This window comes from Desulfosporosinus hippei DSM 8344, from assembly GCF_900100785.1.
GTDB classification, from domain to species: Bacteria; Bacillota; Desulfitobacteriia; order Desulfitobacteriales; family Desulfitobacteriaceae; genus Desulfosporosinus; species Desulfosporosinus hippei.
In genome coordinates this window covers 1-25,352 of the sequence record NZ_FNCP01000024.1, presented here as the reverse complement: position 1 = coordinate 25,352, position 25,352 = coordinate 1, and the positions used below count along the sequence as shown (strand labels likewise).

The 25,352-nt window shown below is 41.2% G+C and carries 30 protein-coding genes and 1 pseudogene; 9 read left to right on the top strand and 22 right to left on the bottom strand.

Annotation, left to right across the window (positions count from 1 at the left end; translation table 11 throughout):
* The 18 genes from BLS16_RS17565 to BLS16_RS17495 form a co-directional block, all read right to left on the bottom strand.
* The gene (locus BLS16_RS17565; RefSeq protein ID WP_242876347.1) at positions 1 to 453 is read right to left on the bottom strand and encodes a S24/S26 family peptidase; all 453 of its coding nucleotides are present in this window, start codon (positions 451 to 453) and stop codon (positions 1 to 3) included.
* On the bottom strand, positions 450 to 1,340 hold the full coding sequence (locus BLS16_RS17560; protein WP_427846384.1) for a hypothetical protein: 891 nt from the start codon (positions 1,338 to 1,340) through the stop codon (positions 450 to 452). The genes BLS16_RS17565 and BLS16_RS17560 overlap by 4 nt, the downstream gene beginning before the upstream one ends.
* Before the next feature lie 78 nt (positions 1,341 to 1,418).
* Complete coding sequence (locus tag BLS16_RS24700; RefSeq protein ID WP_282433769.1) at positions 1,419 to 1,541, bottom strand: hypothetical protein; 123 nt, start codon at positions 1,539 to 1,541, stop codon at positions 1,419 to 1,421.
* 37 nt (positions 1,542 to 1,578) lie between these two features.
* Positions 1,579 to 1,743 (bottom strand): hypothetical protein, encoded by a 165-nt coding sequence (locus BLS16_RS23805; RefSeq protein ID WP_176786221.1) that lies wholly within the window; start codon positions 1,741 to 1,743, stop codon positions 1,579 to 1,581.
* A gap of 77 nt (positions 1,744 to 1,820) precedes the next feature.
* The gene (locus BLS16_RS17555) at positions 1,821 to 2,939 is read right to left on the bottom strand and encodes a radical SAM protein (RefSeq protein ID WP_092334962.1); all 1,119 of its coding nucleotides are present in this window, start codon (positions 2,937 to 2,939) and stop codon (positions 1,821 to 1,823) included.
* A 24-nt stretch (positions 2,940 to 2,963) separates the two neighbouring features.
* Entirely contained in the window at positions 2,964 to 3,230 is a 267-nt protein-coding gene (locus tag BLS16_RS17550) for a PqqD family protein (protein ID WP_092334961.1), read from the bottom strand.
* A gap of 313 nt (positions 3,231 to 3,543) precedes the next feature.
* Positions 3,544 to 3,711 (bottom strand): hypothetical protein, encoded by a 168-nt coding sequence (locus tag BLS16_RS23800; RefSeq protein ID WP_176786220.1) that lies wholly within the window; start codon positions 3,709 to 3,711, stop codon positions 3,544 to 3,546.
* Between the two features lie 67 nt (positions 3,712 to 3,778).
* Complete coding sequence (locus tag BLS16_RS17545) at positions 3,779 to 4,855, bottom strand: nucleotidyltransferase domain-containing protein (RefSeq protein ID WP_092334960.1); 1,077 nt, start codon at positions 4,853 to 4,855, stop codon at positions 3,779 to 3,781.
* A 70-nt stretch (positions 4,856 to 4,925) separates the two neighbouring features.
* Positions 4,926 to 6,374: a tyrosine-protein kinase domain-containing protein gene (locus BLS16_RS17540; RefSeq protein ID WP_092334959.1), complete on the bottom strand. Its 1,449-nt coding sequence runs from the start codon at positions 6,372 to 6,374 to the stop codon at positions 4,926 to 4,928.
* A gap of 221 nt (positions 6,375 to 6,595) precedes the next feature.
* Positions 6,596 to 7,756: an O-antigen ligase family protein gene (locus BLS16_RS17535; protein ID WP_092334958.1), complete on the bottom strand. Its 1,161-nt coding sequence runs from the start codon at positions 7,754 to 7,756 to the stop codon at positions 6,596 to 6,598.
* On the bottom strand, positions 7,756 to 8,904 hold the full coding sequence (locus BLS16_RS17530; RefSeq protein ID WP_092334957.1) for a glycosyltransferase: 1,149 nt from the start codon (positions 8,902 to 8,904) through the stop codon (positions 7,756 to 7,758). Before BLS16_RS17530 ends, BLS16_RS17535 begins: the two co-directional genes overlap by 1 nt.
* 50 nt (positions 8,905 to 8,954) lie before the next feature.
* Positions 8,955 to 10,079 (bottom strand): glycosyltransferase, encoded by a 1,125-nt coding sequence (locus BLS16_RS17525; protein WP_176786219.1) that lies wholly within the window; start codon positions 10,077 to 10,079, stop codon positions 8,955 to 8,957.
* On the bottom strand, positions 10,066 to 11,505 hold the full coding sequence (locus BLS16_RS17520) for a flippase (protein ID WP_176786218.1): 1,440 nt from the start codon (positions 11,503 to 11,505) through the stop codon (positions 10,066 to 10,068). Before BLS16_RS17520 ends, BLS16_RS17525 begins: the two co-directional genes overlap by 14 nt.
* 107 nt (positions 11,506 to 11,612) lie before the next feature.
* On the bottom strand, positions 11,613 to 12,683 hold the full coding sequence (locus BLS16_RS17515) for a glycosyltransferase (protein ID WP_092334954.1): 1,071 nt from the start codon (positions 12,681 to 12,683) through the stop codon (positions 11,613 to 11,615).
* A 31-nt stretch (positions 12,684 to 12,714) separates the two neighbouring features.
* A complete protein-coding gene (locus BLS16_RS17510; RefSeq protein ID WP_092334953.1) occupies positions 12,715 to 13,608 on the bottom strand; it encodes a glucosamine inositolphosphorylceramide transferase family protein in 894 nt (297 codons plus the stop codon).
* A 63-nt stretch (positions 13,609 to 13,671) separates the two neighbouring features.
* Positions 13,672 to 14,811: a glycosyltransferase family 4 protein gene (locus tag BLS16_RS17505; protein WP_092334952.1), complete on the bottom strand. Its 1,140-nt coding sequence runs from the start codon at positions 14,809 to 14,811 to the stop codon at positions 13,672 to 13,674.
* A gap of 32 nt (positions 14,812 to 14,843) precedes the next feature.
* Entirely contained in the window at positions 14,844 to 15,695 is an 852-nt protein-coding gene (locus BLS16_RS17500; protein ID WP_092334951.1) for an exopolysaccharide biosynthesis polyprenyl glycosylphosphotransferase, read from the bottom strand.
* A 27-nt stretch (positions 15,696 to 15,722) separates the two neighbouring features.
* On the bottom strand, positions 15,723 to 16,667 hold the full coding sequence (locus BLS16_RS17495) for an NAD-dependent epimerase/dehydratase family protein (RefSeq protein ID WP_092334950.1): 945 nt from the start codon (positions 16,665 to 16,667) through the stop codon (positions 15,723 to 15,725).
* Positions 16,668 to 17,312: 645 nt separating this feature from the next.
* Here BLS16_RS17495 and BLS16_RS17490 point away from each other — a divergent pair.
* The 4 genes from BLS16_RS17490 (at position 17,313) to BLS16_RS17480 (ending at position 18,876) form a co-directional block, all read left to right on the top strand.
* Positions 17,313 to 17,624 (top strand): AbrB/MazE/SpoVT family DNA-binding domain-containing protein, encoded by a 312-nt coding sequence (locus BLS16_RS17490; RefSeq protein WP_092334949.1) that lies wholly within the window; start codon positions 17,313 to 17,315, stop codon positions 17,622 to 17,624.
* Positions 17,611 to 17,892 carry a type II toxin-antitoxin system RelE family toxin gene (locus BLS16_RS17485; RefSeq protein ID WP_242876346.1) on the top strand — a complete coding sequence of 94 codons (282 nt, stop codon included), beginning with the start codon at positions 17,611 to 17,613 and terminating at the stop codon, positions 17,890 to 17,892. Before BLS16_RS17490 ends, BLS16_RS17485 begins: the two co-directional genes overlap by 14 nt.
* Before the next feature lie 267 nt (positions 17,893 to 18,159).
* The gene (locus BLS16_RS23795) at positions 18,160 to 18,312 is read left to right on the top strand and encodes a hypothetical protein (protein WP_176786217.1); all 153 of its coding nucleotides are present in this window, start codon (positions 18,160 to 18,162) and stop codon (positions 18,310 to 18,312) included.
* A gap of 57 nt (positions 18,313 to 18,369) precedes the next feature.
* Positions 18,370 to 18,876 (top strand): hypothetical protein, encoded by a 507-nt coding sequence (locus BLS16_RS17480; RefSeq protein WP_092334947.1) that lies wholly within the window; start codon positions 18,370 to 18,372, stop codon positions 18,874 to 18,876.
* 81 nt (positions 18,877 to 18,957) lie between these two features.
* Here the strand turns inward: BLS16_RS17480 and BLS16_RS24910 are convergent, their stop codons facing one another.
* Entirely contained in the window at positions 18,958 to 19,095 is a 138-nt protein-coding gene (locus BLS16_RS24910) for a nucleotidyltransferase domain-containing protein (protein WP_427846385.1), read from the bottom strand.
* A 131-nt stretch (positions 19,096 to 19,226) separates the two neighbouring features.
* Between BLS16_RS24910 and BLS16_RS17470 the strand changes: the two genes are divergently transcribed.
* From BLS16_RS17470 to BLS16_RS17455, 4 genes are all read left to right on the top strand, one after another.
* Positions 19,227 to 19,652, top strand: coding sequence for a helix-turn-helix domain-containing protein (locus tag BLS16_RS17470; protein WP_092334946.1), 426 nt, complete (start codon positions 19,227 to 19,229; stop codon positions 19,650 to 19,652).
* 1 nt (position 19,653) lies between these two features.
* A complete protein-coding gene (locus BLS16_RS17465; protein WP_092334945.1) occupies positions 19,654 to 20,214 on the top strand; it encodes a PIN domain-containing protein in 561 nt (186 codons plus the stop codon).
* 918 nt (positions 20,215 to 21,132) lie between these two features.
* Positions 21,133 to 22,404 (top strand): multiheme c-type cytochrome, encoded by a 1,272-nt coding sequence (locus BLS16_RS17460; protein ID WP_092334944.1) that lies wholly within the window; start codon positions 21,133 to 21,135, stop codon positions 22,402 to 22,404.
* A 13-nt stretch (positions 22,405 to 22,417) separates the two neighbouring features.
* Positions 22,418 to 23,242, top strand: a complete 825-nt coding sequence (locus tag BLS16_RS17455; RefSeq protein WP_092334943.1) for a hypothetical protein — start codon at positions 22,418 to 22,420, stop codon at positions 23,240 to 23,242.
* A gap of 67 nt (positions 23,243 to 23,309) precedes the next feature.
* On the opposite strand, the gene BLS16_RS17450 is transcribed toward BLS16_RS17455, so the two are convergent.
* Positions 23,310 to 23,603: a DUF6809 family protein gene (locus tag BLS16_RS17450; protein WP_092334942.1), complete on the bottom strand. Its 294-nt coding sequence runs from the start codon at positions 23,601 to 23,603 to the stop codon at positions 23,310 to 23,312.
* A 299-nt stretch (positions 23,604 to 23,902) separates the two neighbouring features.
* Positions 23,903 to 24,034 carry a hypothetical protein gene (locus BLS16_RS24695; protein ID WP_282433770.1) on the bottom strand — a complete coding sequence of 44 codons (132 nt, stop codon included), beginning with the start codon at positions 24,032 to 24,034 and terminating at the stop codon, positions 23,903 to 23,905.
* Between the two features lie 399 nt (positions 24,035 to 24,433).
* Here BLS16_RS24695 and BLS16_RS17440 point away from each other — a divergent pair, with 399 nt between their 5' ends.
* A complete protein-coding gene (locus BLS16_RS17440) occupies positions 24,434 to 24,850 on the top strand; it encodes a helix-turn-helix domain-containing protein (RefSeq protein WP_092334941.1) in 417 nt (138 codons plus the stop codon).
* Positions 24,851 to 25,128: 278 nt separating this feature from the next.
* On the opposite strand, the pseudogene BLS16_RS17435 reads toward BLS16_RS17440, so the two are convergent.
* Positions 25,129 to 25,352, bottom strand: a pseudogene (locus tag BLS16_RS17435) (hypothetical protein); the annotation flags it as partial.

Genomic DNA, 25,352 nt, shown 5'->3' with positions numbered 1-25,352 from the left:
TCAGAGTAGAGATTTTCGCATTATCTTATAATTCCGCAAAATAAAATACCTAAAGGGTCGCAGATAAAGCCACATTGCCGAGAGTAATCGCAGCCAACTGCTTGAGCAGGAAATACGCTTGTTTTTACGCCAAATTGCCGTTACCTTGGCAACTAACTGATGAGGGTATAACGGACCCTCAATCCATTGCTGAGCATCGCCGACTATAAAGAAACAATCTTTCTTTTTGGTTATAATCCTGTGCATAACATAGTTGCCCTCCGGCCTTTGGATCATAACAATATCCCCCTTGGCCAGCTCTGGAAAATCTCCTTTTGTTAATTCAACACTGTCAATACTATCGCGCAGAAATGGGTACATGCTATTGCCGGAAACAGCCAGTTTAGTACTCTGTCCATAATTAAGAATCTCGGATATTAAAGGAAATAAGCTCGATGATTTTACCTTTCTCATTTCAGGCATTGGTACACCATCTCCACAGCTTCTTTGTCCGGCCTGCATTGCAACAAATATACCGGTACCGTCGAGATTATCCTTTCGAAAATACCCATTGCTTTAATCATCATAGTCTGATCAAAATACGGAAGAAACACCCGAGGCATTACACCCAAAATGGCCTCCTGGCCGGTTATTTTGCGAATTCGATTCTCTTCAGCCTGCTCTAAGATTACAATAGCTTCTAAAGGAGCAGAATCATTACAATGAATTAAAGATGAACCGCTCCAAGGGGTCCCAAAAACAAACGGCTTTCCGCCGATAATCTGAACTGCAGGAGTATCATCATTAAGAATTTTCACATTATCAACATGCCTCTGCCAAAGCTGAGCATGGGTTGACTTGCCTGTTCCCGAGGGCGCAGAAAAAATAATTGCTCTATCCTTAAGTTTAAGAGCAGAAGAGTGAATAACTATTCCATTGCGATATAAGATATTATAGCGATAGATTACCCCCATCATTACGTGAGCAAAGACCCAAGTTTGTTGACTAAAGCTCTCATCAGGACTTTTATTGGTAAAATCCCGGCAGGTAATTATCACCTTGCGCCATTCAGGATCAATATCCGCTAAGACCAGAATGCTGCCCGAAGCAGCTTCCCTGGAATAAATATAATAACCCTTGTCTCCTGACGGTTTTCTCAGCCACTTAAAATATTGATTTTCCTCAGAAATAACATCACCATCAGGTACTGCAATGAATTCTTCATATCGAAACCGAATATCTAAATCCCCAGGACGGTGCTGTTCAATTCTAAATTCCATCATCCGTTCCATTGGCTCCCACTTGTCACTTTCCACATCGAGAACCAAGTCAGCAATCTCAAATTGAGGCAAAAAAAACACTCCTCTTTATGAAATCTCTTATTGCTTATGATTGCAACACTATGAACAGCGTCTGCAAACTGATAGTAACGAAGCCGCTTAATAGGCGTAACGAAATCCATTGGCACACTGGCCATAATCTACACAAGTGCTTGCATTAGCAAACTTCTCTTCAGCAGTCAGCTTGACATACTCAAGGGCCGGCTTCACATATATTTTCATATTGAAACACTTCCTCCATTTTTGAAGTAATTAAAATCTAAAATCCCGCGCTGTAATTAACTTTAATACCGGTCAATCTTTCATATTCCTCAATACCACTATCCGGGCAACACCCGGTTACAGTGCAGGTACTGCCTGCAGCAAACCTTTCCTCTATGGTTAATATATAGCTTTCTAACATTGGCTTAACGTATGTTTTCATAAAGTCCCCCCCTTAATTCTATTGTAATATACTCCGAACCAATATATTCCATTTTGACACAGATTTCCGCCCAAAAGTTAAATCACATCCCAATTAACGGCCTCTTTTCTCTTGCGAGCTAACTCACATAAGTAAGGTGCATTTTTAGTGTATTGCCCAGTTTCCTTTAACAATCGCGCCGGGCAGTGTTCACAGTAGGCTTGGAATAAGCATCCCTGACACTCTTTACAGGGGCTGATTCCATCACACTCCTGTTTAAGTTCCTCCCAGGCAGCAGCTAATCCCTTACTTAAGGGAAAGGCTTTAACCCCATCCAGCAGCCCACAGGGCAATAACCGTCCATCCGCAGTAATCCAGGCCGCAGTCTTTCCCGCCAGACAATGAAAGGCCTCAGAAGTCTCTCTACTTACCCGAGTACCGGCAAGGCCAGACTCGAAGAATCTGGGCGATTCTTTACTACTACTAAAATCTTTCCTCTTTAACAGCCCTAACTCCATATTACGTTCATTGATATGCACTTCGTAATCTAACAATTCCTGGGGTGTGAGCCTATTCCCGATTGGATCGGTATTAGTCCCTTCTCTGCGTGGAGATACATAATTAACTACGCCTAGATCAAGTTTTCTTTGCTGGGCAAAATCCAACAGCTTATCATAGTCATGTTTATTTCCTTGCACAACGGTAGTCTTAATATCCGTCGGAATCTTATTCTCAAGTAAGGAATCGATAGCCCTGACAGTCCTAGCGTAGCCATCTGCAAACCCGGTAACTTCCTTATAGGTTTCCCCGGATGCGCCATACAAGGTAATGCTTACTTTATACGGCGGCATTGCTGCCAGCCAATTGACAATCTCCGGTGTTATCAAGGTTCCATTCGTGTAAATAGTCAATATGAATCCCATCATCATGAGCCTTTGATAAATCTCCCGAAAATCTTTGCGCATAAAGACCTCTCCTCCGGTCAGTGTCAAGAACAAAAGACCCAAGTCTTGAGCTTCTTGCGCTAAGCTTATCCACTGCTCGGTTGTTAGTTCTTTAGCCATACCCTCACGATCATTTGCATTTTGGCACACATAGCACATCTTGCATTGCAGATTGCATCTCGAAGTTAACTCAAAGGAAGCCGACAGCAATTCTCGTTTCACTTTAGCCGCTGAAACCAATTGTGAATATAGCCGATCCAAGGTTTGTGCCATTTTTCATTATCTCCTAAAATCAATTTATTCAATTAACAAGCCGTTATCTTTTAAGGAAGTTACAAATTCACGGATATCCGAGCGAGCAGATTCTTCATCAACAATATACTCATTAAGCACAATTTGAACTAACTCTTCCTCCTGCACTTCATTTTCCATAGTTCTTAACAACAGAGCACCACTTTCACTAAGTGTCATAATTCCATTGAACTCTACTACTCTCTCCCCCAAAGGAACGACTACCCACTGCCCTGCGACCTCACGACATAAAAATCCACTTTTAAGTTTCAATATAACCCCAGCCTTTCTTTTACTTTAGCAAGCCAATATTAAACTAGGCAAAGAATTCGGAGATAAAAATGCTAAAAAAACCATTTTTTAGGAGGACGGGTTGGGTGAGGCGGATGGATCGGGTGGTGAGGGTGACCGACAATAGGCGTGGAACCTGAACAAGACAGACTTTCTTCTACCCTAAGTTCAATGTAGCGCAGACTGGGTTTATTGTAGATTTTGATTTTCCTAATAGTTTTAGTATCATTTTTCATTGTTCTTCCAACCTCTTTCTATTTTTATCTATTAATCTCTCTTTCTACCCGTTGTCCAATCATTTCCGAAGGATCTTCAACCAAAAATCAGCCCAACTTTCGTCAGATAACATCATCTCAATTATTCGATTATTCTCTGGGATATAGGGAATTGAGCCAACACCCGCTAAGCTTTCTTCTACTCTCAGTTCAAAATACTTAATACTGGGCTTATTATAAGTTTTCATTGCTTCATTCCTCTTTCTATCAACCAAAGAATCTTCAATGATGCTGTTATTCGAGCTAACAATAAACTTAGTACTTAATATAAAGCCCAATACTGCGCTGATAGTAAGCTTTAACTCTGCAAAACCTCACGGTTCTGGTAATCCAGGGAATTCTTTTTACAATTGCTAAAATTCCACTCAGGAAGGATAACCTGCTTTCAGAGGGGTTATTTGAGAGAGTATTTAATGAAGAAAAAATAAGCTTAAGCATAACTTCTGATTTATTTTCATTGACCTTTGGGCTGTCAGCAGGGAGTCTCAACCCTAAATAATCGTGACAAGTCAGCAGAAGATTTTGATAAAACGAGCTAAGCTCAAACAAATTAATGATTTGTTCAATGTAAGTAAAATCTAAAACCTTTTCATATCTATTCAAAAATAAAACAATATCCCCTAGCTGGCGAAGTTGAGCATCAGATTCCATAACATGTCTGGCCAGATGAACAATTAAATTGATCAGCTCATCTTCCGGAGCTAAGGCCGAAAATTGCCAGCCCTCCATGGTTGCTTGACGCTTATGCTGCCAGATGTGATCCAGCCATAGTTGATCATCTTTAGTTTTCATAATTGTCGGATGCCAGAGGGTTCTATGAAGCTCTACAGAAAATGAGCCCATCTTTTTCATCCCTATATGCATATATCTAGGGTTGTTCAAATCCTTAGGGTTGGGGTGATAATCCAGGGCCTTTAACATATCAATTGCTCTAGAAATATCCTTCTCCCGGATAAGAAGATCTATATCCCCCATATTCCTAAGCTCAGGCTGAGGATAAAGTTGTTTGAGAGCAAGCCCTTTCACAGAAATTACCGGTATTTCATTAGATTCAAAGAGAGCCAAGATGGTTTTTATTTCGCTAAGCATACCTAATTGACGAATAGCCATATGCAAAGTGTAGTCTTTCCAACGACTCATGATCGGTTCACTAAGGTTTAACTCTTTTCGATATTGATTAAGGGTAGAATATAAGAAGGCATAGACATTCTGTTGAAGGGCCAGCATTAACAATTCTTCACCATCTAGAGAGGAGAAGATCTCATTGTCGGGAGCATCTCCATTAATGGATAGCTTCAGTAAACTTAGCAGTTGTGCTTGAGTTTTTGTCATAGTGTACCTCCAAAACAGTAAGTCAAAGCCCCTATAACTCTAAACAGGTGATAGGAATCTACGCCGGGGTCTAGGCAGTAAATGATTTCGATGGATTCCGGAATTTACTTCTTTTAAGTATCTTTCTCTTACAGACACTAAAACCCGCTTTAGATCGGGAAGAATATTTATCATAGAGGCTTTTGAGGTTGACTTTATTAATCACGACCCCTAAAATCTTAGCCTCTACCTTCTCAAGCTGCCTTTTAGCTTCCAGAGCATATTCCCTGCTCACTGCCCCAGCCCCGACAACAAAGATGACCCCGTCGACTGCTTGAGCAAGAATCGAAGCATCGGCTCTGGCCAGAGTCGGTGGCGAATCAATAATCACCACATCATAGGCCGCCTTAGCCTCTTTTAAAACATTTTTCATAGTTAATGAATCCAACAGCTCCACGGGATTTGGCAGAATGGGACCGGAGGTTAAAACATCTAAGCCCAGTATTTGCGTCTGGACAACATACTCTAATCCAGGTAACCCGGAACTAAGGATACTAGTAAGACCTACATCATTACTCAGCTGGAAATATTGATGCTGAATGGGGTTTCGGAGATTGGCATCAATAATCAGCACAAGTTTCCCCCCTCGAACTAAAGAAATCGCCAGATTCACAGCCATCATCGATTTCCCCTCACCAGAACCAGTGCTGGTAATCAGGACTTGCTGATGAATACTGTCCGGTTTATTAAACTGCAGATTAGTTCGCAGGGTGCGGAAAGCTTCGGCAGCAGGAGATTGGGAGTTTGCCAATCTCCAAAAGCCCTCACTTTTCGACTCAATATCCTCCTTTATATACTCAGAGTCATAGGGAATTTGGCCAATGACCTGCAACTGCAGGATATCTTCTACGTCCTGGCGGTTTCTCAGGGAATCATCCAAATACTCCAGTAAAAAGGCTATCCCTAAGCCCAGCAAAAAAGCAATTAGGCCGATGCTTAAAACGATTTGCTTTTTATTCACAATCATCGGCGAGTCTGGAATTACCGCTCGATCAAGAACGCTTACTGTATCAACCTTTTTGATCTCAATTACCACCTCGGAGAATTGCTCAGCCATTGAGTTGGCTATGATCGCTGCCAGGATGGGGTCGGTATCTGTCACACTGATAGCAATAAGATCAGAATCCTGTACAGAGTTTACAGTCACTTTGCTGTCTAACTGTGCTATATTCAGAGAAAGATTTAGCTGATCGAGAACCTTTTGTTCAACAGCTCGACTTTTGACCACAGGTTCAAAAATCTTGGCCATTTGCGGACCGGCCAGGATTGCGTCTAAATTAAAGCCATTGTTTTGCTGAGAAACTTCAGTAGGTGGATTTCCTATCGCTAAGGTTGCCGTGGCCATATAAATAGGCTGAGCTGAAAATAAGAAAGATAGTGTCCCACAGATCAGCGCCACACCTAAGGGCAAAAACAGGACAATTGTCCAGCGCTTACGCAGGACTTCCCTAAAACGTCTTAAATCAATTTCTCTCTCCATTGTTACCTCCGTTCTTAGAATTTTTAGCTCTTAGTTTATTTGAAACTTTCTACCTTCCGTAGAAAACGTTAAAGTAACCCACAATATACTTACTATGTATGATGTTATTATAGCTTTTAAAGGGTCAGCTCTCGTCAGTCATTGGGAGTATTCAAATACTCAATTTTATGTATTAGGACTTATACTTTTTATTAATTATCCCGGTGTACTAAAGTGTCATATCACTTAGCTGAATCGGCCCTGCTTAAAGGTTCACCCCTGATGTGAAGAGTACTGAGCACAAGGGCCAAAATAAACCAAGTAGGTTTTCGATATTCCCAGCTAAGCATAAAGATCCCTAACAAAATCATGATCAACAGGAAAAATACCATTCTATGCTTATCTAAACCCCAGCAAATCCTATAGAAAAGGCTGCCAATAATAAAAGACATCAGTATAATTCCGACAATACCTGTTTCTACCAGGATTGATATGTATGAATTGTGGGCTACGGCAGAGTACCCCAGCCTCTCAAACATTGCCGTTCGAAATGCACCTGCCCCTACTCCCAGGAGCGGATGCTCTACAAAATAGCTTAAACCGCTCATCCACAAAATCGTCCGGTCATTTAAAGTCCCAGTAGTCATTTCAGAGGTTATAGTCGCTAGCCGGAAAAAGATATTTGAGGGAAGGAATCGAATGGCAAACAGCCCTCCAACCCCGAGCAAAGCTAACAAGACCATTCTGGTGGTTTTTTTCATTTTGATCCCCACCAGGACATAGATTAAAGCTACTGCCGCCACCACAGCCGCAGTTCTGGAGGCCGTCATCAAGATAGCAATGGATCCGATAGGAATGAATAAAACATTTAAGGCTTTGAAGATTTTAGGCCGGCCATGGGCTGTAAGATAAATTGCTAAGGGGATAGCTAAGGCGATCATCACCCCAAGATCATTGGGATCAAACCCTGAAGCAGCATACCTGTTGTAAACAACATTTTGACCCACAGCAAAATTTTTCAAAGTACTAATAACCGAAACATAAGCCCCTAAAACATAGGCCTGCATCAGGTTTTTTTGGAGCATATCACTATCAGCCAAGTCAAATATCATCCAAACCATACATAATAGCTGAATATCCGTTAGCAAACGATCGTAAGTGAGACCTATGTTAATACTCCAGAGAATGCTTAAACCGCTCCAAAAAACAAATAAGAACATCATGACAATCACCCCGTTGGGCCTGGTTAGGGTCTGACGTTTTTTCACCTCTACCAGGTATACCGCCATTAAAATAATACCTATTAACTTGCTGATCGTTCCGACTTTCGGGATGACACTTATGTTTTCCCAAGGGATTGTGAAAACGAAAAAGTTAAGTAAGGCATATAATAATCCTGACATCAAATTGATTCTCCTATCAACAATTTCAAATATTGATTGGCGGCGGTCTCATATTCATAAGTCATTAACGTCTCAGCAGGAATCTTCTCAATCCCAACCTTATTCGTTAGGATATCAGACAGTGCTTTCGTTAAGGATAGTTCATCCCCCACTCTAACTAATAAGCCGTATTTCCCATCTTCTAAAATTTCTCTCGGACCACTTGGACAATCCGTCGAAACAATGGGTAATCCACAGGCCAGAGCTTCAATCAAGACTGTCGGGAGTCCTTCCCATTGGGAAGATAAGACAAACACAGAGGAATGATCCATATATTCATAGGGATTTCTCACAAAACCCGGCAAGTCAATCTCATCCTGCAAGCCCAAGTCATTAATTAGCAGCTCTAACTTGGAACGTTCCTCTCCCTCCCCTAAGATGACTAATTTGACATCCAACTCCTCTCTAAGGGCTTTAAAGGCCTTAATCAAACAGCTGAAATCCTTGGCAGGATGTAACCTGCCGACACCTAAAATGACCGGCGGCGAGCCGGGCTTGAACCAGGGATGATCCGGAGTCTCCATCTTTTTAAAAATTACATTTTTGTTAAATACCGGATTGTAGATGACAAAAATTTTTGATGGTGGGATTCCTATGATTTTGGCAAGATCAGCAGCTACTCCCTTGGACACAGTAATAATCCCATCCGCCAACTTGTAAGTATGTTTCATTAACAAGGGCAGAAACTTAGTGCGGAAATTTGGGGGATGCAGCAAGGTCTGGCTTAAAGTACTATGCTCTGCCACATAAACCCTGGTTTTGGCCTTAGCCAGAAAATTAGCTAAAAGAGAGGAAATGATCACAATAACATTGGCATAATTCAGTGAGGATAAGATCGCCCTCGGCTTGTTTCTGGCTAAATAAATGACCAGGGGAATTAAACTGAAGATGACTCTGGATGACCTTAAATCAATAATCCTAATTTTATCGGAAATATCCTTTAACAGAGGACCCTTAAGATCACTTACTACTAAGTCTACTTTTAGCCCTTGAGCCGCAAAACAGTTGGCCAAGTTGACGGTTATTTTTTCTGCTCCGCCTCCTGCCAAGGAGGGAATATATAGACTCAAGGGAGTCTTCTTAAGGGAGTCCTGCGGATTCCTATTCACCTTTTTTCTCCTATCCTAATCAAGTAGCAATAGCTTGATTGCACGATCTCTTAGACAATCTCCTCAATAAGCTGGATATATTGGCCGGAGGCATGGTCTAAGGAGTGCTTTTCCAAGGTCAGGCAGGCGGCTCCGGATAGCTCTGATCTGAGACCTTCACTTTCCAAAAGGGAAATAAGACAATTTCCCAGGCTATTTGAGTCACCTACTGTGACAACTAATCCGGATACCTGATTGCTTATAACATCATTTACCCCCTCAAAGCCCGTTGTGACAATTGGTATATTGAGAGCCATGGCTTCCAGCAATACCATGCCTTGGCCTTCTGATGTGGACGAAAAAGCAAATACAGTAGAGCGAGACACATATTTATAAGGGTTGGGGGCATAACCTGCAAACCAAATTTTAGACTCCAGCTTAAGTTCTTTAGCTAATTGAACTAAGTGATTTCTTTCAGATCCATCGCCCAGAATGACTAATCGAGCGTTTAATGCTCCCAGCACAAGCTTAAAGGCTTTAATTAATGTCTCAAAGTCTTTAGACTTGGTTAATCTGCCCACTGAAATGATGATGGGGATGGATTCGCTAAACCAAGGATGGCTGACCGGTTCCTTAGCTAATACCGATATACCTTGTAAATCGAGGGGATTAGCCAGAACCTTCACCTGCCCGCATTGATAAACTTCTTCCATCTGAACCCTCACAGAGTTGGAAATTGCTACACAGGCTTGAGCCTCACCTGTCATTCTCCTAAGCAAAGACCTTTTCAGCCAACGCCGAATACCCTTTTCTCCCAGATACAGACTGGGATCACCATGATCCGAGAGGATCCATTTCGGTTTCGGCTGGGATAATTTGAGGGCCAGCCCAGCAATGGCGTTGACTCTCGGATAGGCAGATATGATAATATCCGGACGGTACTTGCGAATAATAGAGCGGAACTTAAGAGCTCTTTGCAAAAAATACTTATGCTTTAGAACCTTAGGATTACTGCCTGTAGGTATAATGGTTAAATTTTTTCTTGTACCCTTAAAGTTCGGATTAATCTGTACCTCAGCATAGATGTACACATCATAGATATCCTTCAGCCTTTGGCCTAAAGTAATGACAACCTTTTCAATCCCCCCATTGCCCAATTCAGGAATGAAAAAAAGCACTTTTTTATTTAGCTCCACTCTCAAACCCCATTTTCAATCGATTAGTAATCAAGGACTTTATGGTCAGCCTTATCTCCCTATCAAGTCCCAAGACTATGATTAGAAAAAGACCTTCTAATAATATTGATCCCAGCAAAGGATTACCGATCTGAATTAAAGTGCCTATAGCTAGTACGATGCTTAGAGCAATCAGGTTTTTCAAAATCCCTTTAACCAACAGAGCCGGGCCAACGGGATTAAAGGTGGTAAATAAAATCATCAGTAGGGTTTCCACCAATAGGGCTGCGTAAGCAGCTCCCAGCGCTCCATAGTTAGCTCCCAAAATCCAATAGCAGCTCATCCCCAATAAAAGGGCAATTCCATAGCCATAAGTTCTTCGGCTTTGCAGATTTCTGGTGGTCAGAGCATCTCCTAAGGAATAGTTAACAGACTGGAGGGCAACCAGCCAGGCTAAAACTCTTAAAATCGTTGCAGCCTCCTGAGCCCACTCCCGCCCAAACAAGACTTCCATGAGTTCACTTGGATAGAGGGCAAAAGGAAAGGCTAAGGCAAATCCCAAGCAACTCATAATCTTAAGTTCATTAACACAAAGCCCTTTGTGTTCCGCTAAATTGACAGCGGCTATAGAAAACAAGGCCGGGTAAAAGGCTACTGCTACTGTACCGGGCAGTTGATACAGCAAGGCCGGTATGCGATAGGCAGCGGAAAAGAACCCAACTTGGCTCAAATTCGTAACCTTCTCCAGAATGAGGGGCCCCAGCTGAGGCAGGGCTAAACCGAAGATGCCGCTAAAGGTAAAAGCACCCAGTCCACTTAACAAGCCTTTATGCCAGCCTTTAAGCTGAATACTGTAGGACTTTAAAAGCAGCATACTGGCCAGGGCACCTCCCGCCGACGATAAACCATAAACCAAGGCCAGAGAGTTTAACCCCCACTGCAGTTTAATACCCAGCAGTATTGTCACGGCGGTAACCAGCCCTGAAGCTATACTAATCAAAGCTGTAAATTTCATTTCCTGCAAGCCTTGGAAAAATGCCATCCCTACTCCTTGAATTGATGCTCCCAGGATTGTAGGTATGGTAACTAACAAAACAATTCTTCGGACATAAGCGTCAGGGTAAACAAAATAGACACTTGAAAAAACCAATACCCCTGTCAGAAGGGCAAAGCTAAGGCGCAATTTAATGGCCGTTCCCAGCAACAATGAAGTGTTGGCCTCCGGCTTGGCTGCCTCTCTGATAAATGTATGAGTCAGACCTAAATCAGCAAAAAATCCGGCGATTGAATAATAAGCAAGGGCTACACTTAATATTCCGTAGCCTCTGGCCCCTAAGTAGCGAGCTAACATAATGGTTGCTACAGCCGTTAACCCTCTGACCGCTACATTACTGATGAACATATAGAGGAGATTTTTAAAAATCTTGATCATTATGGTTTGAGCCACTGTCTAAAGGATCTTAGTCCTTCACTGCTGATCCTCGGCTTCATTCCTTTACTCCCTTCTGCTCCCTTCCGGTACTCGGTGACAGCTTATTAGGGTGGTATTATCAATTATTTTTCGATAATGCTCTCCCACTGTTTCAGAACACTACCGCTAGCAAAGGCAATCGAAGACTGCTTAGCGTTTTCTCCCAGGGATGCTGCTAGTTCCGGATTTTCAATGACTTTCTTAAGGGCCTCAATTAGTTCGTTAGTATCTCCTACGGTAACAATCAACCCATTGATCCCAGCATGGATTATCTCGTTAGAGCCTGCACAGTTAGTAGAAATACAAGGCAATCCCATCATCATGGCTTCTAACAAGGCATTAGAAAGGCCCTCGTAATTGGATGGCAGTACGAATAGTTCGGCATCAGCCATTCTGGCATGGATATTGTTTACGTTTCCCGGCAATTGAACAGAATCTTTTAAGCCCAAATCCCTAATTCTTTGCTTCATAGAGTGTTTCAAGCAGCCGTCACCGTAAATATGCAACTCATAGTCCGGATATTTTTTCTTTATTTCAGCAAATGCCTCCAGCAGCATGCTATGATTTTTTTGGGGCTCTAATCTGCCCACGGCCACTATTTTTTTCTTTTTTGCTTTCGCAGCAAGACAGGATACCTGCACAGGGTTCAGAATAACCGCACTTTTATTGACGATATTCTCAGGAAAACAAGACTGCGCCCACTTTGTCTGAAAAATAATGCAATCCGCTAATCTATATGAAAGAAATGTCGCCCAGCGAACAAACCTGCTTCTGCCATCTGCCGCAGGGTCATTGCGTTCCGAAACAATAATCCTTGTTTTAAGATGAAGGCTGGCTATTAAGGTTAAAATATTGATCCTGGCCACAAAGGACACCAGCTTGTCCGGATTATGAGCAAGGAGGTATTTGCGAATCCCTCTTATCCAAAAGACAATATTTCGATAATAGGAATGATTGACTCGACAGATGGGAATCAGCTTTATCTTTGGATGGATGCTATAGTCACATTGGTCATTTAATAAGGTTAAGATGTCTACAGCCCAGCCTTTTTGACAATAGTATTCGGCTAAGATAGAGATTACTCTTTCCGCACCATCCCTTTGCAGATTACCAATGACAAAAGCAATTCGTTTATTTTTAGCTTCACCTTCCATAAACCAATCTCCTAAACTTAGATTGACACATCTACCAGCATGCTTTTCCCGTCAGTCTGGACTTTATAAGCCTCACCGGTCTGATTAGATCAAAGGAATCCTTGGAATAGTCGATAATCTCGACTTGATTAATTCTATTAAAGGTATGTACCCTGTGAATTTTACTTTCTCCTTCAACCCTAATGTCCTGTCCCTGTACCCCTGAGAGCTTATGCTCCTGAAAATGTCCATTTTTTAAGGAGACAATTTCTTTGAATACAATCCCATCACCATATTTCCTCTTTGATACTTGGATCGGTCTGATTAATCTCCCCTGAAAATTAATGATATTCCCCGCCGGCCTATCTATGGCTGTGATCTCCTCTAGCTTGGTTAGGGTTAAATTTGACAGGTCTAAATTAAATAAACAGATTTTCTGACTGTTTAATAGATATCCCAGAGCATATAAGTTATTGTCATAACTGAAGACTGTTGTATCAACACAGCGAATATCTTCCTGCAGGACTTTAATGAGTTCCCAACCATCAGGGAAGTCATTGGACCGATATAATTCTATGGTCCTATTATCCGATGTCTCAGGTATCATATAAAAAGCCGTCTTATCTTTAAAGACACAAGGATAGGACATATGATAGTCTTGCTCGATTATGACTCTTATCCCGCTAATTGAGCCATCTGTATATTCCCCGACGGCTATTACCCCTTTTTGCTTGCCCTTCAAATAGCACTCAAAAAACACATATAAATGATTATGATCACTGCAGATAAAGGGATCCGCGCACCAATAATCCCCCTTCAGCTTAAGTGGTTTATACACTAGTTCTTCATAATCAATGATCCTTAAATCCTCATTGTTCTTAAATTCCCTAACTGCCAATTTCCAATTTGGCCTTGAGAACATTCTTACTATAGAATCAAAAATCACTTGAGAAATAACTCCTTATCCTCTAAATCATTCCCCTTCAGAGATTCAAGGCCCACTATTTCATCAGCCGGAAAGGGCTTTATCGTAAAGTAATTCAAGCCTGGCGCTTATTTGATCCAGTGAATATCGTTTTATAGTTTCCAGATTCTTAGAGCCCATTGTTTTCTGGTGATCAGCATCCCCGGCTAATTCCTGCAAGGCTGCCACCGTTGACTTTACATCTCCAATCGGGACTAAGATGCCGTTTTCCCCATGGACGATTAAATCCCGATTCCCTCTGATTTCTGTTGCTACAATCGGCTTCCCACTGGCCATCCCTTCCATTAAGGCTTTCGGTAAGCCTTCACGTTTTGAGAGAAGCACTAACACATCGGATGCGGCCAAGATCTCAGGAACATCCTGTCTGAACCCCAAGAATCTAATAGTACCTTTTAATCCTTTGCGACAGACTAATTCCTTCAGAAACTCTTCATTATCACCGGTGCCTACGAATAAACATTGGACTTGATTGCTTCTTTTCACCAATTTCCCTACGGCGTCAATTAATTGTCGGTGATTTTTATTGGACGTCAGCTCTGCCACACAGACAATCACAAAGTCTTTAGCACCTATACCTAAGGTTTCTCTAAAGCCAGTCCGATTTTCAAATCTCTTATAAGGATTGAGTTTCTCAACGTCTACACCTACTCCCGGAATATTAACAACCTCTTTTCTGACCGGAAACTGTCTAGCTCTGGCGAAGTCTTCTCTATTGATAGTGATCAGAAAATCCGTAAAGCGGGCCATTAATCGCTCGATGGGGTAATATATGACCCAATTGATTAAAGGTGCCCCGGAGTAAAAATGGAAACCATGGGCAGTATAGATCACTCGACGAACACGAGCTCTTTGGGCAGCAATCCTTCCTAAGACCCCTGCTACCGGAGTATTTACATGAACTAAACTAAAATCTTCTTGCTTGAAGCTTTTCACCAATTCTCTTAAAACACGAAGGTAGGATAACTTAAAGGGATTCCGGTGAAAGGGCGTATCATGACAAAGGAATCCTTCTGCCGCGATATTCGCCTTACTATCATCAGGAGCGGCATAGGCGTGAACTGCATATCCCTTAGTCTGCAGCAATTTCATGAAGGGAAGATGAAAAGCCTCTAAGTGACGGTATTCTTTTGCTAAAAAGGCAACCTTTTTATTATTCTTAGCCATAACCACCTCTATAGTCCTTCGATATAGTTGGGTTAGGAAACCAATTTCTTCAGCCTTGAATTTGTTTGAATGGTTAACCCGGCGGCCCTATCTCTTTGAAACACTACTCCTATGGTTTGAAGCAGAATAGATAGATCCAGCCAAAAGGAGTAGTTGGTTATATACATCAAATCGCACCTGAGTTTATCCTCAGGAGTCGTCCTATAGTTTCCCTTAACCTGGGCCAGTCCGGTAATACCGGGCTTTACAGACATTCTATAACCATAATACGGCACTGACTCCCGGTACTGATTGACAAAAAATTCCCGTTCAGGCCGGGGACCGACAATACTCATGTCCCCTTTTAAGACATTAATAAATTGTGGCAGCTCATCTAATCTGGCCCCCCGCAAAAAGCCTCCAAATCTAGTTATTCTGGGATCTTTCTCAGTGGCCAGTACCGGTCCCGTTGTTTCTTCAGCGTTATTAACCATTGACCGGAATTTGATCACTTTAAATATCAGACCATTTTTTCCTAATCGTTCTTGCTTAAAGATCGCCGGACCCGGCGACAAAATAGGTATCAGCAGCAGCAGCAAAATCATAATCGGACTTAAAACTAGTAGGATGATTAAGGCACCGATTATGTCAAAGACTCTTTTAACACACTGCTGCCCCACACCTAAACCCGGCGGCTTGATCCTTAGTAATAATCTGTCCTCAACATACTGGGGTATGGCACTGTATAAGAGGATGTCAACTATATCCGGAACAATAACAACTTCCTTTCCTTCTTCCAGACACTGACTTATAGCTTTCTTCTTGTCATCGAGCTTTGAGCTGATTACCGCAACCTCTGCCTCAGCAAATCCTTGCAGCTCCCGCTCTATTGTCCCCTCTGCCATTCTCCCTCCCCCTTAATCCTCTCTCCCTCACTTAGCCAGCTCGACGACCTCACTCCGATCCGCTTTATAGTAATCAAAGGTTCTGGCCAGTCCATCAAAAAGAGTGTATTTAGGCTGCCAGTTCAACTTGCTTTGAGCCTTCTTATTATCTAAATAACTATGCCTGATATCCCCTAACCGTTCCGGTTGATAATCAGGCTGCCTAAAGCTACTGCTTATAACACACAAAGCTCTGAATAAATCGTTGACCGAAGTCTCCAGATTTGTACTGATATTAATTATTTCACATGACCCTCTTGGTATTGCTGCCAGGTTCGCCTCGGCAATATCCTTGACGTAAATAAAATCTCTTGTTTGAGAGCCATTACCGAAGATAGCAATCCCTTGACCCCGTAATATTCTATCAATAAAGATAGCAACAACCCCACCCTCGCCCTCGGCATCCTGCCGCGGACCATAGACATTGGCATAGCGCAGGATAGTATAGTCAAGACCGTAGAGTTCATTAAACATCCCAATATAATGTTCAGGGGTATGTTTGGAGATTCCATAGGGTGAGAGAGGATTCAAGGGATGCTCTTCATCAATGGGTAAGTACCTTGGATCACCGTAGACCGCCGCCGACGAAGCATAAATCAGCTTATTGATACCATGCTTAATGCAGTTTTGCAAAACATTAAGGGTACCTATGACATTCACGTCAGCATCCCGATTCGGAGAATTAAAGGAGTCCTGTACACTAATCTGCGCTGCATGATGAATTACAATTTCCGGTTTTTCCGTCTCGAAAATGCTATATAACTTTATGGAATTCGTAATATCACAGGGATAGATTCTGGCCTTAGGATTTACATTCTCCTGTTTTCCTGTAGAAAAATCATCAACTACAATTACCTCGAACTTTTCCCAGATTAATTTATCGACAACATGGGAACCTATAAATCCCGCCCCGCCTGTCACCAGTATCTTCAATGTATTTTATCCCCTCCTTTTATTAAGGAATCCTAAAAGTACCTATACCCCCCTTATGCTTCAATTTCTACGGCACACCTTATCTAAAAGGGCACACTCTTATTAGAGTGTGCCGGGTTCACGCTTGACTCCTTGCAATTATACGTGACCACTTCAAACTGCAATTCATTGTCTCACACTGGCCATTACGATTTATCCTGATAAAGGATGACTTCATAATAGGACATTTCTTTTATAGGTAATTCTCAATCACTAATTCGTAATATTTAAGCTAATTATATAATAGTATAGAATTTAATCAACCAAATATTTCCAGCACACTCTGCCTACATTCGATCCCCTATAGACCTTGTTTTTCATAAATAGCTGAATCTCGATAAATTGCAATAATATCCTCAGGAGATTTAAGTTAGACAGCGCAAGAAATTCCCTAAAACTGAAGCACTTATCCATTGAAATACAGCAGATACCCCCTTAGGCCTTCATCACAAATGCCTAAGGGGGTATCTGCTTGGAATTCTTGTCCAGTCTGGGTAATCTGGATGGTCAAGGATAAATTTTACAGCAACTATACTAACTAAGTTTGAGCAATAAATGGTATACTATACTAACAGAATATCTGAAATACTGAAAGGCGGTAAAGATATGCAAGTACAAGCTAAAAAAAGATCATTTGGCTTTGTGCGACTAGGAAAACGTTCTGTTATCACACTTGGTGCTGAGGTCAAAAGGGAACTTCGATTGGCAGATGGTGACGTTTTCGAGTTGTGTGTCGAGGATGGCAGAATCATCCTAGAACCTAAAAAGTTAATTCCAGCCGATCAGCAGTGGTTCTGGACTGAAGAATGGCAAGCGGGTGAACGTGAGGCTCAAGCTGAAATAGAATCGGGTAAAGTTAAGCATTTTAACTCAATGAAAGATTTCCTTACAGATCTGGGGAAAGATGATGAAGATTGATAGTATCCCTCGTTTCAAGCGAGCTTTCAAAAAATTGCCTAAAGATATTCAAAATCTTTTTATGGATAAGATGTATCAGTTTCAGGACGATTGGCAGCATCCTTCTTTTCGGATTAAGCGGATTCAAGGAACCGCTAGCATTTGGGAGGGCAGTTTGAATATGTCCATACGCTTTACATTTGAATGGACTACTGACAACCAAGGTACCAATGTTTGCTTAATGCGAAATATTAGTGAACATGATCATTGTTTGCGTCCTCCATATTAAAAAGCCTCTTCGATTACGCTTCTATCTGTAGTAATTACTCAATTGATTTGCTTATTGAACAATATCTGTAAGTCCCAGAATTATTCAATAAGCAAATCTCGAACTTTTGAAGAAAAAAGAGGTTCCATAACCCAGTGCGTACGAATTATTATACCGTATTATCATGGTTATAATATGAGTATTGAATAATGCAAAAGTGGGTGGTACAATCTGGATAAAGATATAGAAGCAGCAGATCAAACCGACCATGAAGGGAAGCGACTGAAAATGAGTGCATTACAAGTTAATCCCACACCCGTAATCAAGGGAAAATATGCACAAGAGATCTTAACGGAAATCAAAAAGAAGCCTTCACAAAAAGCGATTGAGCGCAACGAACGGGCTTACGCTCTTCTTAATAAACTTAGGAAAGGAAATTAAGGAGATTGTTTTATGGAACGATAAAGTATTTATGATTATCTGAGCATCATTCAGTTAGTGGATCTCACCCCAGGATTCCGGCTGGATGATTTTTATTGTGTATTAGAACCCTATACAGATTTCATACATAAAGAAGCTCTCGAACTCCAAGGCTATGAAGTATCAAAGATTCACTTGTTAATAAACAAGACAAATGCAGATGTTGTAGCATACATGTCACTTTCGGCAGATTCAATTCGGCTATCGGATAGTGAGAAAGAACAATATAACATGGAGTCAGTAGGATTTAAGGCTATCCCAGCGATCAAAATCGGGCACTTGGCAGTTGCAAAGGTGTATAGTGAGAAATATAGAGGGATAGGGACATTGTTGATCGAACTTGTACGCGGTATTGCATTTAGTATGCGTAAAAGCGGAGTAGCTTGTCGTTTCATCACGGTTGACGCCGATATTCTCAATAATCCTTCCGTATTAGATTTTTATTTTAAATCAGGGTTTACTCTAAATGAAGAGTACCAACGCAGAAAAAATCCTAGCCTAAGGTTAGATATTGAAAGCGACTGAGCCAGATTAAATCTGGCTCTCTTTTTATATAGTTGCGTCTAACCCATAATCTGCTGCTTCTAAAAATAAGAACCTAAACCTTTAAATCGGCTCCATTCCTATAAAGTCGTCTGAAAATACCGCCAAATCAATATCACTATCGCTAGAAAATTGTCCTTTGGCATGCGAACCAAAAAGTATAGCCTTATCAATTTTTATTTGATCTCCAACCCTTTGCAGATAGTCAGAAATTATCTTTTGAATTGGCTGAGGGATTGAAACTATGAACGTCTCAATTATTTCTTGTCATTCTTGCTATTATTGCTATTTTTTAAAAAATTGGTTAGAATAGTAATAGGAGGTGTTTATTAATGGAAGTACGTGCAAAAGATAAATCTGATGCCCTTCACGCATTGGTCCAATCCGTCCAGAAGGGTCAGGTCAAGCGGATTAGACAATCTCTCGAATCCCTTCTTACTGTTACTGCTTTAGAATTTGATCCAGAGCAAGTTGAGATACTAAAAAACTTTGCAAATAGTATTAAAATTGATGGTGAAATGTTATCGACAGGACAGGTAGCCAAAAAGTTAGGTGTATCTACACAAGCGGTAATTAATTGGATTGAGGCAAAAAAACTAGAAGCTATTAAGCTTCCAGGGGGCCACTATCGGATTCCGGCAGACCAATTTAGAACTACCGTCGAACAGGATGTTAAAAGAGAAGCTATATTCGAACAATTATGGGCAAAACGAGAAGGTTTGCCTCCAATTGATGAGGACGATTTAGGGGACTTGTGATATGGATCGAGTACTATTTGATACCACCATCCTATGTGGTGCGCTCCTTACCCGTGGAATAAATTATAAACTCCTGGAACTCGCTCAAGTTCCCACATTATTTCAGCCAGTAATTACTGAAGTTGTAGTATGTGAATTCATAGCAAATTGCAGAAGAGGCATGAGAGGAACCATTTACTCAGAGAAAGAAATTGATCAATTCTTCGAGGGTTTTTCCCCTCTCTTAAACTTTGAGAACATCGAACGTATTCAGGTAGGCCGACAACTATGGGTTGACGTTACAAAATCAAACCAACCAATAGGTCATTTCCTTTATCACCTATTCCAGTTACGAACCGGCCAAAGAAAAGACGCACTGCTAACCACCCTTGACAACGAAGGCAAGCAGTTGAAGGATATCGACCCCTTTGACATCCATGTTATGTTTGGCGCACTTGAACACGATTGTAATATATTGTTGACCTCCAATGTTGATGACTTTCCAAAGGTGTTCGGCAACGTTGAAGTGGTACGCCCCAGGGCTTATTACGAATACCTTACTAACCAAATTAAAATCGATTAACCATATGCAAATTGCGAATACTTTGCCATCACTCACGCTGCATCCTATTTGTGTCCGATCTCCATGTTCTTAGCTGAAAAAAGCATTAGATTTAAAGGCATAGTAACCGCATACAGGTCTATGTCTTTTTTATATGCATTATTACAGAGACCAGACCTTCAACAGTGGTAAAATCAGGGTGTGTGAGGTAAGAGACTAATAAATCGAGAATTTAACATCAGACTCAAAGAGGCTCGAATTAGCTAGTTGAACACTTGCTACCTACCAGCATTCCTGTGCATATTAAGGTGCTTGTGTTGTCACATACAGCATGACATCGTGACTCTCAGGATGTAGAAAAGTAAACCTGGCCCAACCTGCAATGCCTTTTTTTGTTCTCACCTTAACCCAGAATTCAGCAGCACCATTATCACCAGCTCCAAAGGCAAGTGCGCCAAGCCAAATCACAGTATCGCCATTGCTAACGCTATCTAAAACATTACGGCAACAAGTGGTAAAATGTCCTTTAGCATATGACCCGAAAAGTATAACCTTATTAATTTTTATCTGCTCGCCGATCTTTTGCAGATAATCTCATATTACTTCTTGAACTGATTGAGGGACTGAAGCCATACAAACACCTCCTCAGTCTTACTTAGTACTTCTTTTGCCCTTGTTTCAGTAATATTCGAGAAGACACTGTCTTCGTGCGCTAGCCAGGTTTCCTAATACACTTTGGTAATCTTGCACTTCGAAAAATGTTAATATTTGTGATATTAATCACACAATTCATAGTCCCTTCTGATATTATGAAATTATGTAAATTAGCGAGAATCTCTTTTATTTTAACAAAGAAGAACAATGAGTTAATCAAATGAAAGGAGGAAGATGGTAGATTACTATTAAAGATACAACGATTCTTTGAAAGGGAAGTGACTAATGCATTCTAAATTTTACAAAATTTTGCTTTTGGTAGGGCTTGGTTCAGTTGTAGGAGTAATTTTGCTACTTCAAATGTATCGGTTTGCTGTCGGGCCACAAGGGGTTGAAATATCATTTCCAACATTAAGCCAAGTGAGTCTGACATCGAGTCCGGAGAATGCTCAATGTATAGAATGCCATCAGAATGAAAGTCCCGGAATTCTTGATCAGTACCATGATGGCAAGCATTCTCAGAGAGGGGTTCAATGTCTAGATTGTCATAAACCTTTAGAAGGCCAGGAAAAAATGACAACTGTACATTATGAAGTCCAAATGGTTGCGGCACCGACACCAAATAACTATGCTCAGTGTCATGACGAAGCAGTTCATGAGTTTTCTATCAGTGCTCATGCCGCGAAATCTTGGTATCCGGTTGTTGGAGCGGAGGACTTTACTAAAGAGGAACTCGCGAAGTACCACCTTTTGGGCGAAGATGGGAAGCCCCTTAATAATGGAAAGCCCAACGTTATTCGTGATGTAATTGGAAAAGATGCCTCGGCACTCTCATGTGAAGCCTGTCATGGAATCGGCAAGAAAAATGATGATGGAAGCTTTGGAGATTGCCGCGCGTGTCATCTTGGCCATGATTTTAGCATTGAGCAAGCTCGTCAACCGGAAACCTGTGGTCAATGTCACCTCGGGCCGGATCATCCACAAATGGAAATTTATAATGAATCAGCCCACGGTACTTACTATGCCGCGAACAAAGAGAAGTTCAATTTGGGAGCTCCAACGGGAACGTTAACTACGAAAGATTTCCCATCTCCCACATGTACAACTTGTCATATGTCTGGGATAGGAGATATTGAACCGACTCATAATGTGTCCGAACGTTTAAAATGGAATTTGGCTCCCCCGATTGCTACCATTCGCGCCGATGGGAGGCAGAACCGACAAACCATGGAATCCATTTGTCTTAATTGTCACGCTCAAGGCACCATTGATGAACATATGACCCAAGCTGAGAAAATTATTGACCTGACCAATGAGAATGTGAGAAAGGGTCAATCGATCGTGAATGAACTACGTACTATAGGGCTTTTACCAGGATCAACGATGAGCACACCCATAGAGTACTTAGAGTTTGAGCTTTGGCATCATGAGGGACGTCGAGCTCGATTTGGAGCAATCATGAGTGGAGCTGACTATGTCAACTGGCATGGGATCTACGAACAAGAAAAGGCTTTGGTAGAAATCAAGGCTGAGGCAGAAGAGATGAAGAAGGATTAGGGGGGATTTAATAATGCAATGGCTATTAAGAAAAAACCCCATTTTGCTCGGGTATATGGCCATCAACTTCACGTTGATTGGAGTCGATGTAACGCTTGCCCATTCGCAGAATAACTTCTTTCGATTCGAGATGATCCCGCTCATCTATACGCCTTTTGCCATTGTGGGGGTCCTGCTGAAATTGTTTTGGCCGGATAACCGCTGGGCTCATCGCTATTTTCTTATCAGCATGGGGTTGGGGGTAGCGATTGGCCTCATAGGTACCTTTTTTCATCTTGCGGGCAATGCAACGTCCGACTTTCAGCCAATCCATAGGTTAATCATTGAGGGTTCACCAGTTGCTGCACCTATAGCCTTTGCTGGGATAGCCTTATATACATTGGTCGTAGCCAAACCAGAGAGCGCACGCCGGAATAATCAGCTTTTAATTCTTGTTGGATTAGGTTTTCTAGCTTCTGTTCTCGCAGCATTTCTTGACCATGCGCGATTGTCGTTTAGCCCAATTTATACTCTTTTCCCTCTCCTATCGGGTTTGATGGCTACGATTGCTTGTTTTTGGCTTGCTTACTCGCAGAAAACGAAGTCAGAAGTTATTTTTTTCTTAAGTATCATGGTACTCAATCTTTTCATTGGTTTACTCGGCTTTGTCTTTCATGTTTTTGGCGATCTTGCAGGAACTCAAACCATTGTTTGGGCGAGATTCCTCTATAGGAATCCCCTTCTAGGACCGTTACTATTCTGCGACGTGGCTGTGTTGGGGGGACTTAGTCTTTTACCTGAACAGATCGGTCAGTCAAAAAATCAAGCTATTCAAAAAGATGTCACAGTTACGATATAGTCTTTTAAGTAAAGCTCTATCCTAACACAGGGGGTAAGGGACAAAATGGCCTCAATCCTTACAGGATTTATTCTTCCCCACGGAGGAATTCCTCTTTTCCACTCAATACTTCAATCATAATCAATGCTCCTAGTCTAAATCCGCAGACAAACGATTCAGTAGCTTCCATTGAACTTGATTGAGAACGTAAATCCAATAGGGTTTCCAGCTGATTATACTCATCTTCAGAAAGCTTCTTTTTCCAGATTGCACCAATTTCTGATATTCTTCTATTTAATGGACGGTATTTGGGGTCTTTTGAAACAATCAGTTCACTGGGATATAAGTTGCCGTTATACAATTCTTCCAGAATAGATTTCATATTCCGCCTTCCCTCTTTCTATAATACTTCTGCAGTCACCTCAAGACAATTATAGTTTAGTAAATTGTCCACTATTGATTTTTAGCGATAATATCGCTAAAGATTCTCTCGAGTGGCGAGGTGAGGTGGATGTACCCACCGGAATCTTAATCAAACTGGCCAAATTCCATAATACAAGTACAGATTATCTCTTGAACAGAACAAACAGAAAAAAGCCCTATCCGAAGGTTGATTCATCTAACTATTGACGCTATATGAGCGATATTGGGTTAGATCATAATTTGTTATCTGGCGAGTAGTTATTCTTTCTGACTTTGGTGATCTGAATCTTCCCCTGACTTCAGCAGAACAAATTTCCTATCCTTGCTATCTATGTACATTTCCTCCGTCTGACGCTGCACCAGCTGAATTTCCTCAATGATATCTGACATTTTGTTGAATAAAATACTATACATCTCTTTAAAATCTACCAATGCATCACCCCGATATTTTTCAATTCACCATTCAAGATAATTTCAGGATATTCTCATTAAATTCAATAGCAAATAGGAGGCAGAAACCCAATCGAAGAGTATTCCCCCGGAATATTTATTATTCGGAGGTAAAAGGAAAAAGGACACCTGCTTACAAGCTCCGTTACTTGGAGATAATATACTTAGAACTAGCGACGATCTTTGAATCACCATCTTTTTATTTGTTATTGTCAGGTTATTTTTACTAATTTTTTATCTTAGTATCTAAGATGTCAACGATTAACTCTAAGTTTCTAAGACTTTATTCTTACATTCTTTCAACAGTGGTAAAATCAGGGTGTGTGAGGTGAGAGGCTAATGAATCGAGAATTAAACATCAGACTCAAAGAGACTCGAATTAGTAAAGGTTTAACCCAGTTACAAGTCATGAAATTAACTAACGTTAATCATAAAACCCTTTCCGGTTACGAAAATGGCGTAAGTGAGCCAGATCTAGAAACATTAAAGATACTTGCTATTTTATATAATGTCTCCACCGACTACCTCCTTGGTCGTACTGATGATTCAAATTATCCTTCAATCGAAAACAATACGGACGACGAAGAACAACCAACGCCTTCTGAGCGTATCCGTACTTTTCAGAAAAAAATGAGTGAGCTAAGCGAGGAAAGCCTCACTTTCTTAGAATTTCAATTAGAACGATTACGCGAACTAGACCGGGAAGCTGTTAAACGCAGACGGCCTGAACGCGCCCCTAAACGCGATAAAAAATAACATTTTGTATTCTTGGAAATTACTTTAGGACAACAAGAAGCCGTTCTGCCTTGGGGTGAGAATTGGCTTCTTGCTATTTTTTTACTATCATCTTGGTTAAAGAGCCATACCCCTAGTTAACTAGTACTTTGACCTTAGTGACATGTGGCTTCGACTTCATTGATATGCGTAGTCCTTCGTTACATACAAAAATAGCCCGGATTTTATCATCGCTCAAATCCAGGCTATCTCTAAATCGAACTAGCCATCGCCACAGGCGGCAGCCCCTTTAATGAATCTTACATTTCTTTTTGATATTTAACCGCAAAGAAAATTGATATTAGGTAATATAAAAGGAAAATTCCAACGGTAATTCCAAATAGCCATAATGGATAATCAAATAAAATCATAACATATGCTAATCCTATGATAAACCACTGGGTAATATCAGCCGCACTTGCCTTTGCTCTGTTCTGAATTATTTTATTGCGTTCATCATTAAATTCAATTTCAAGCTGCTTCT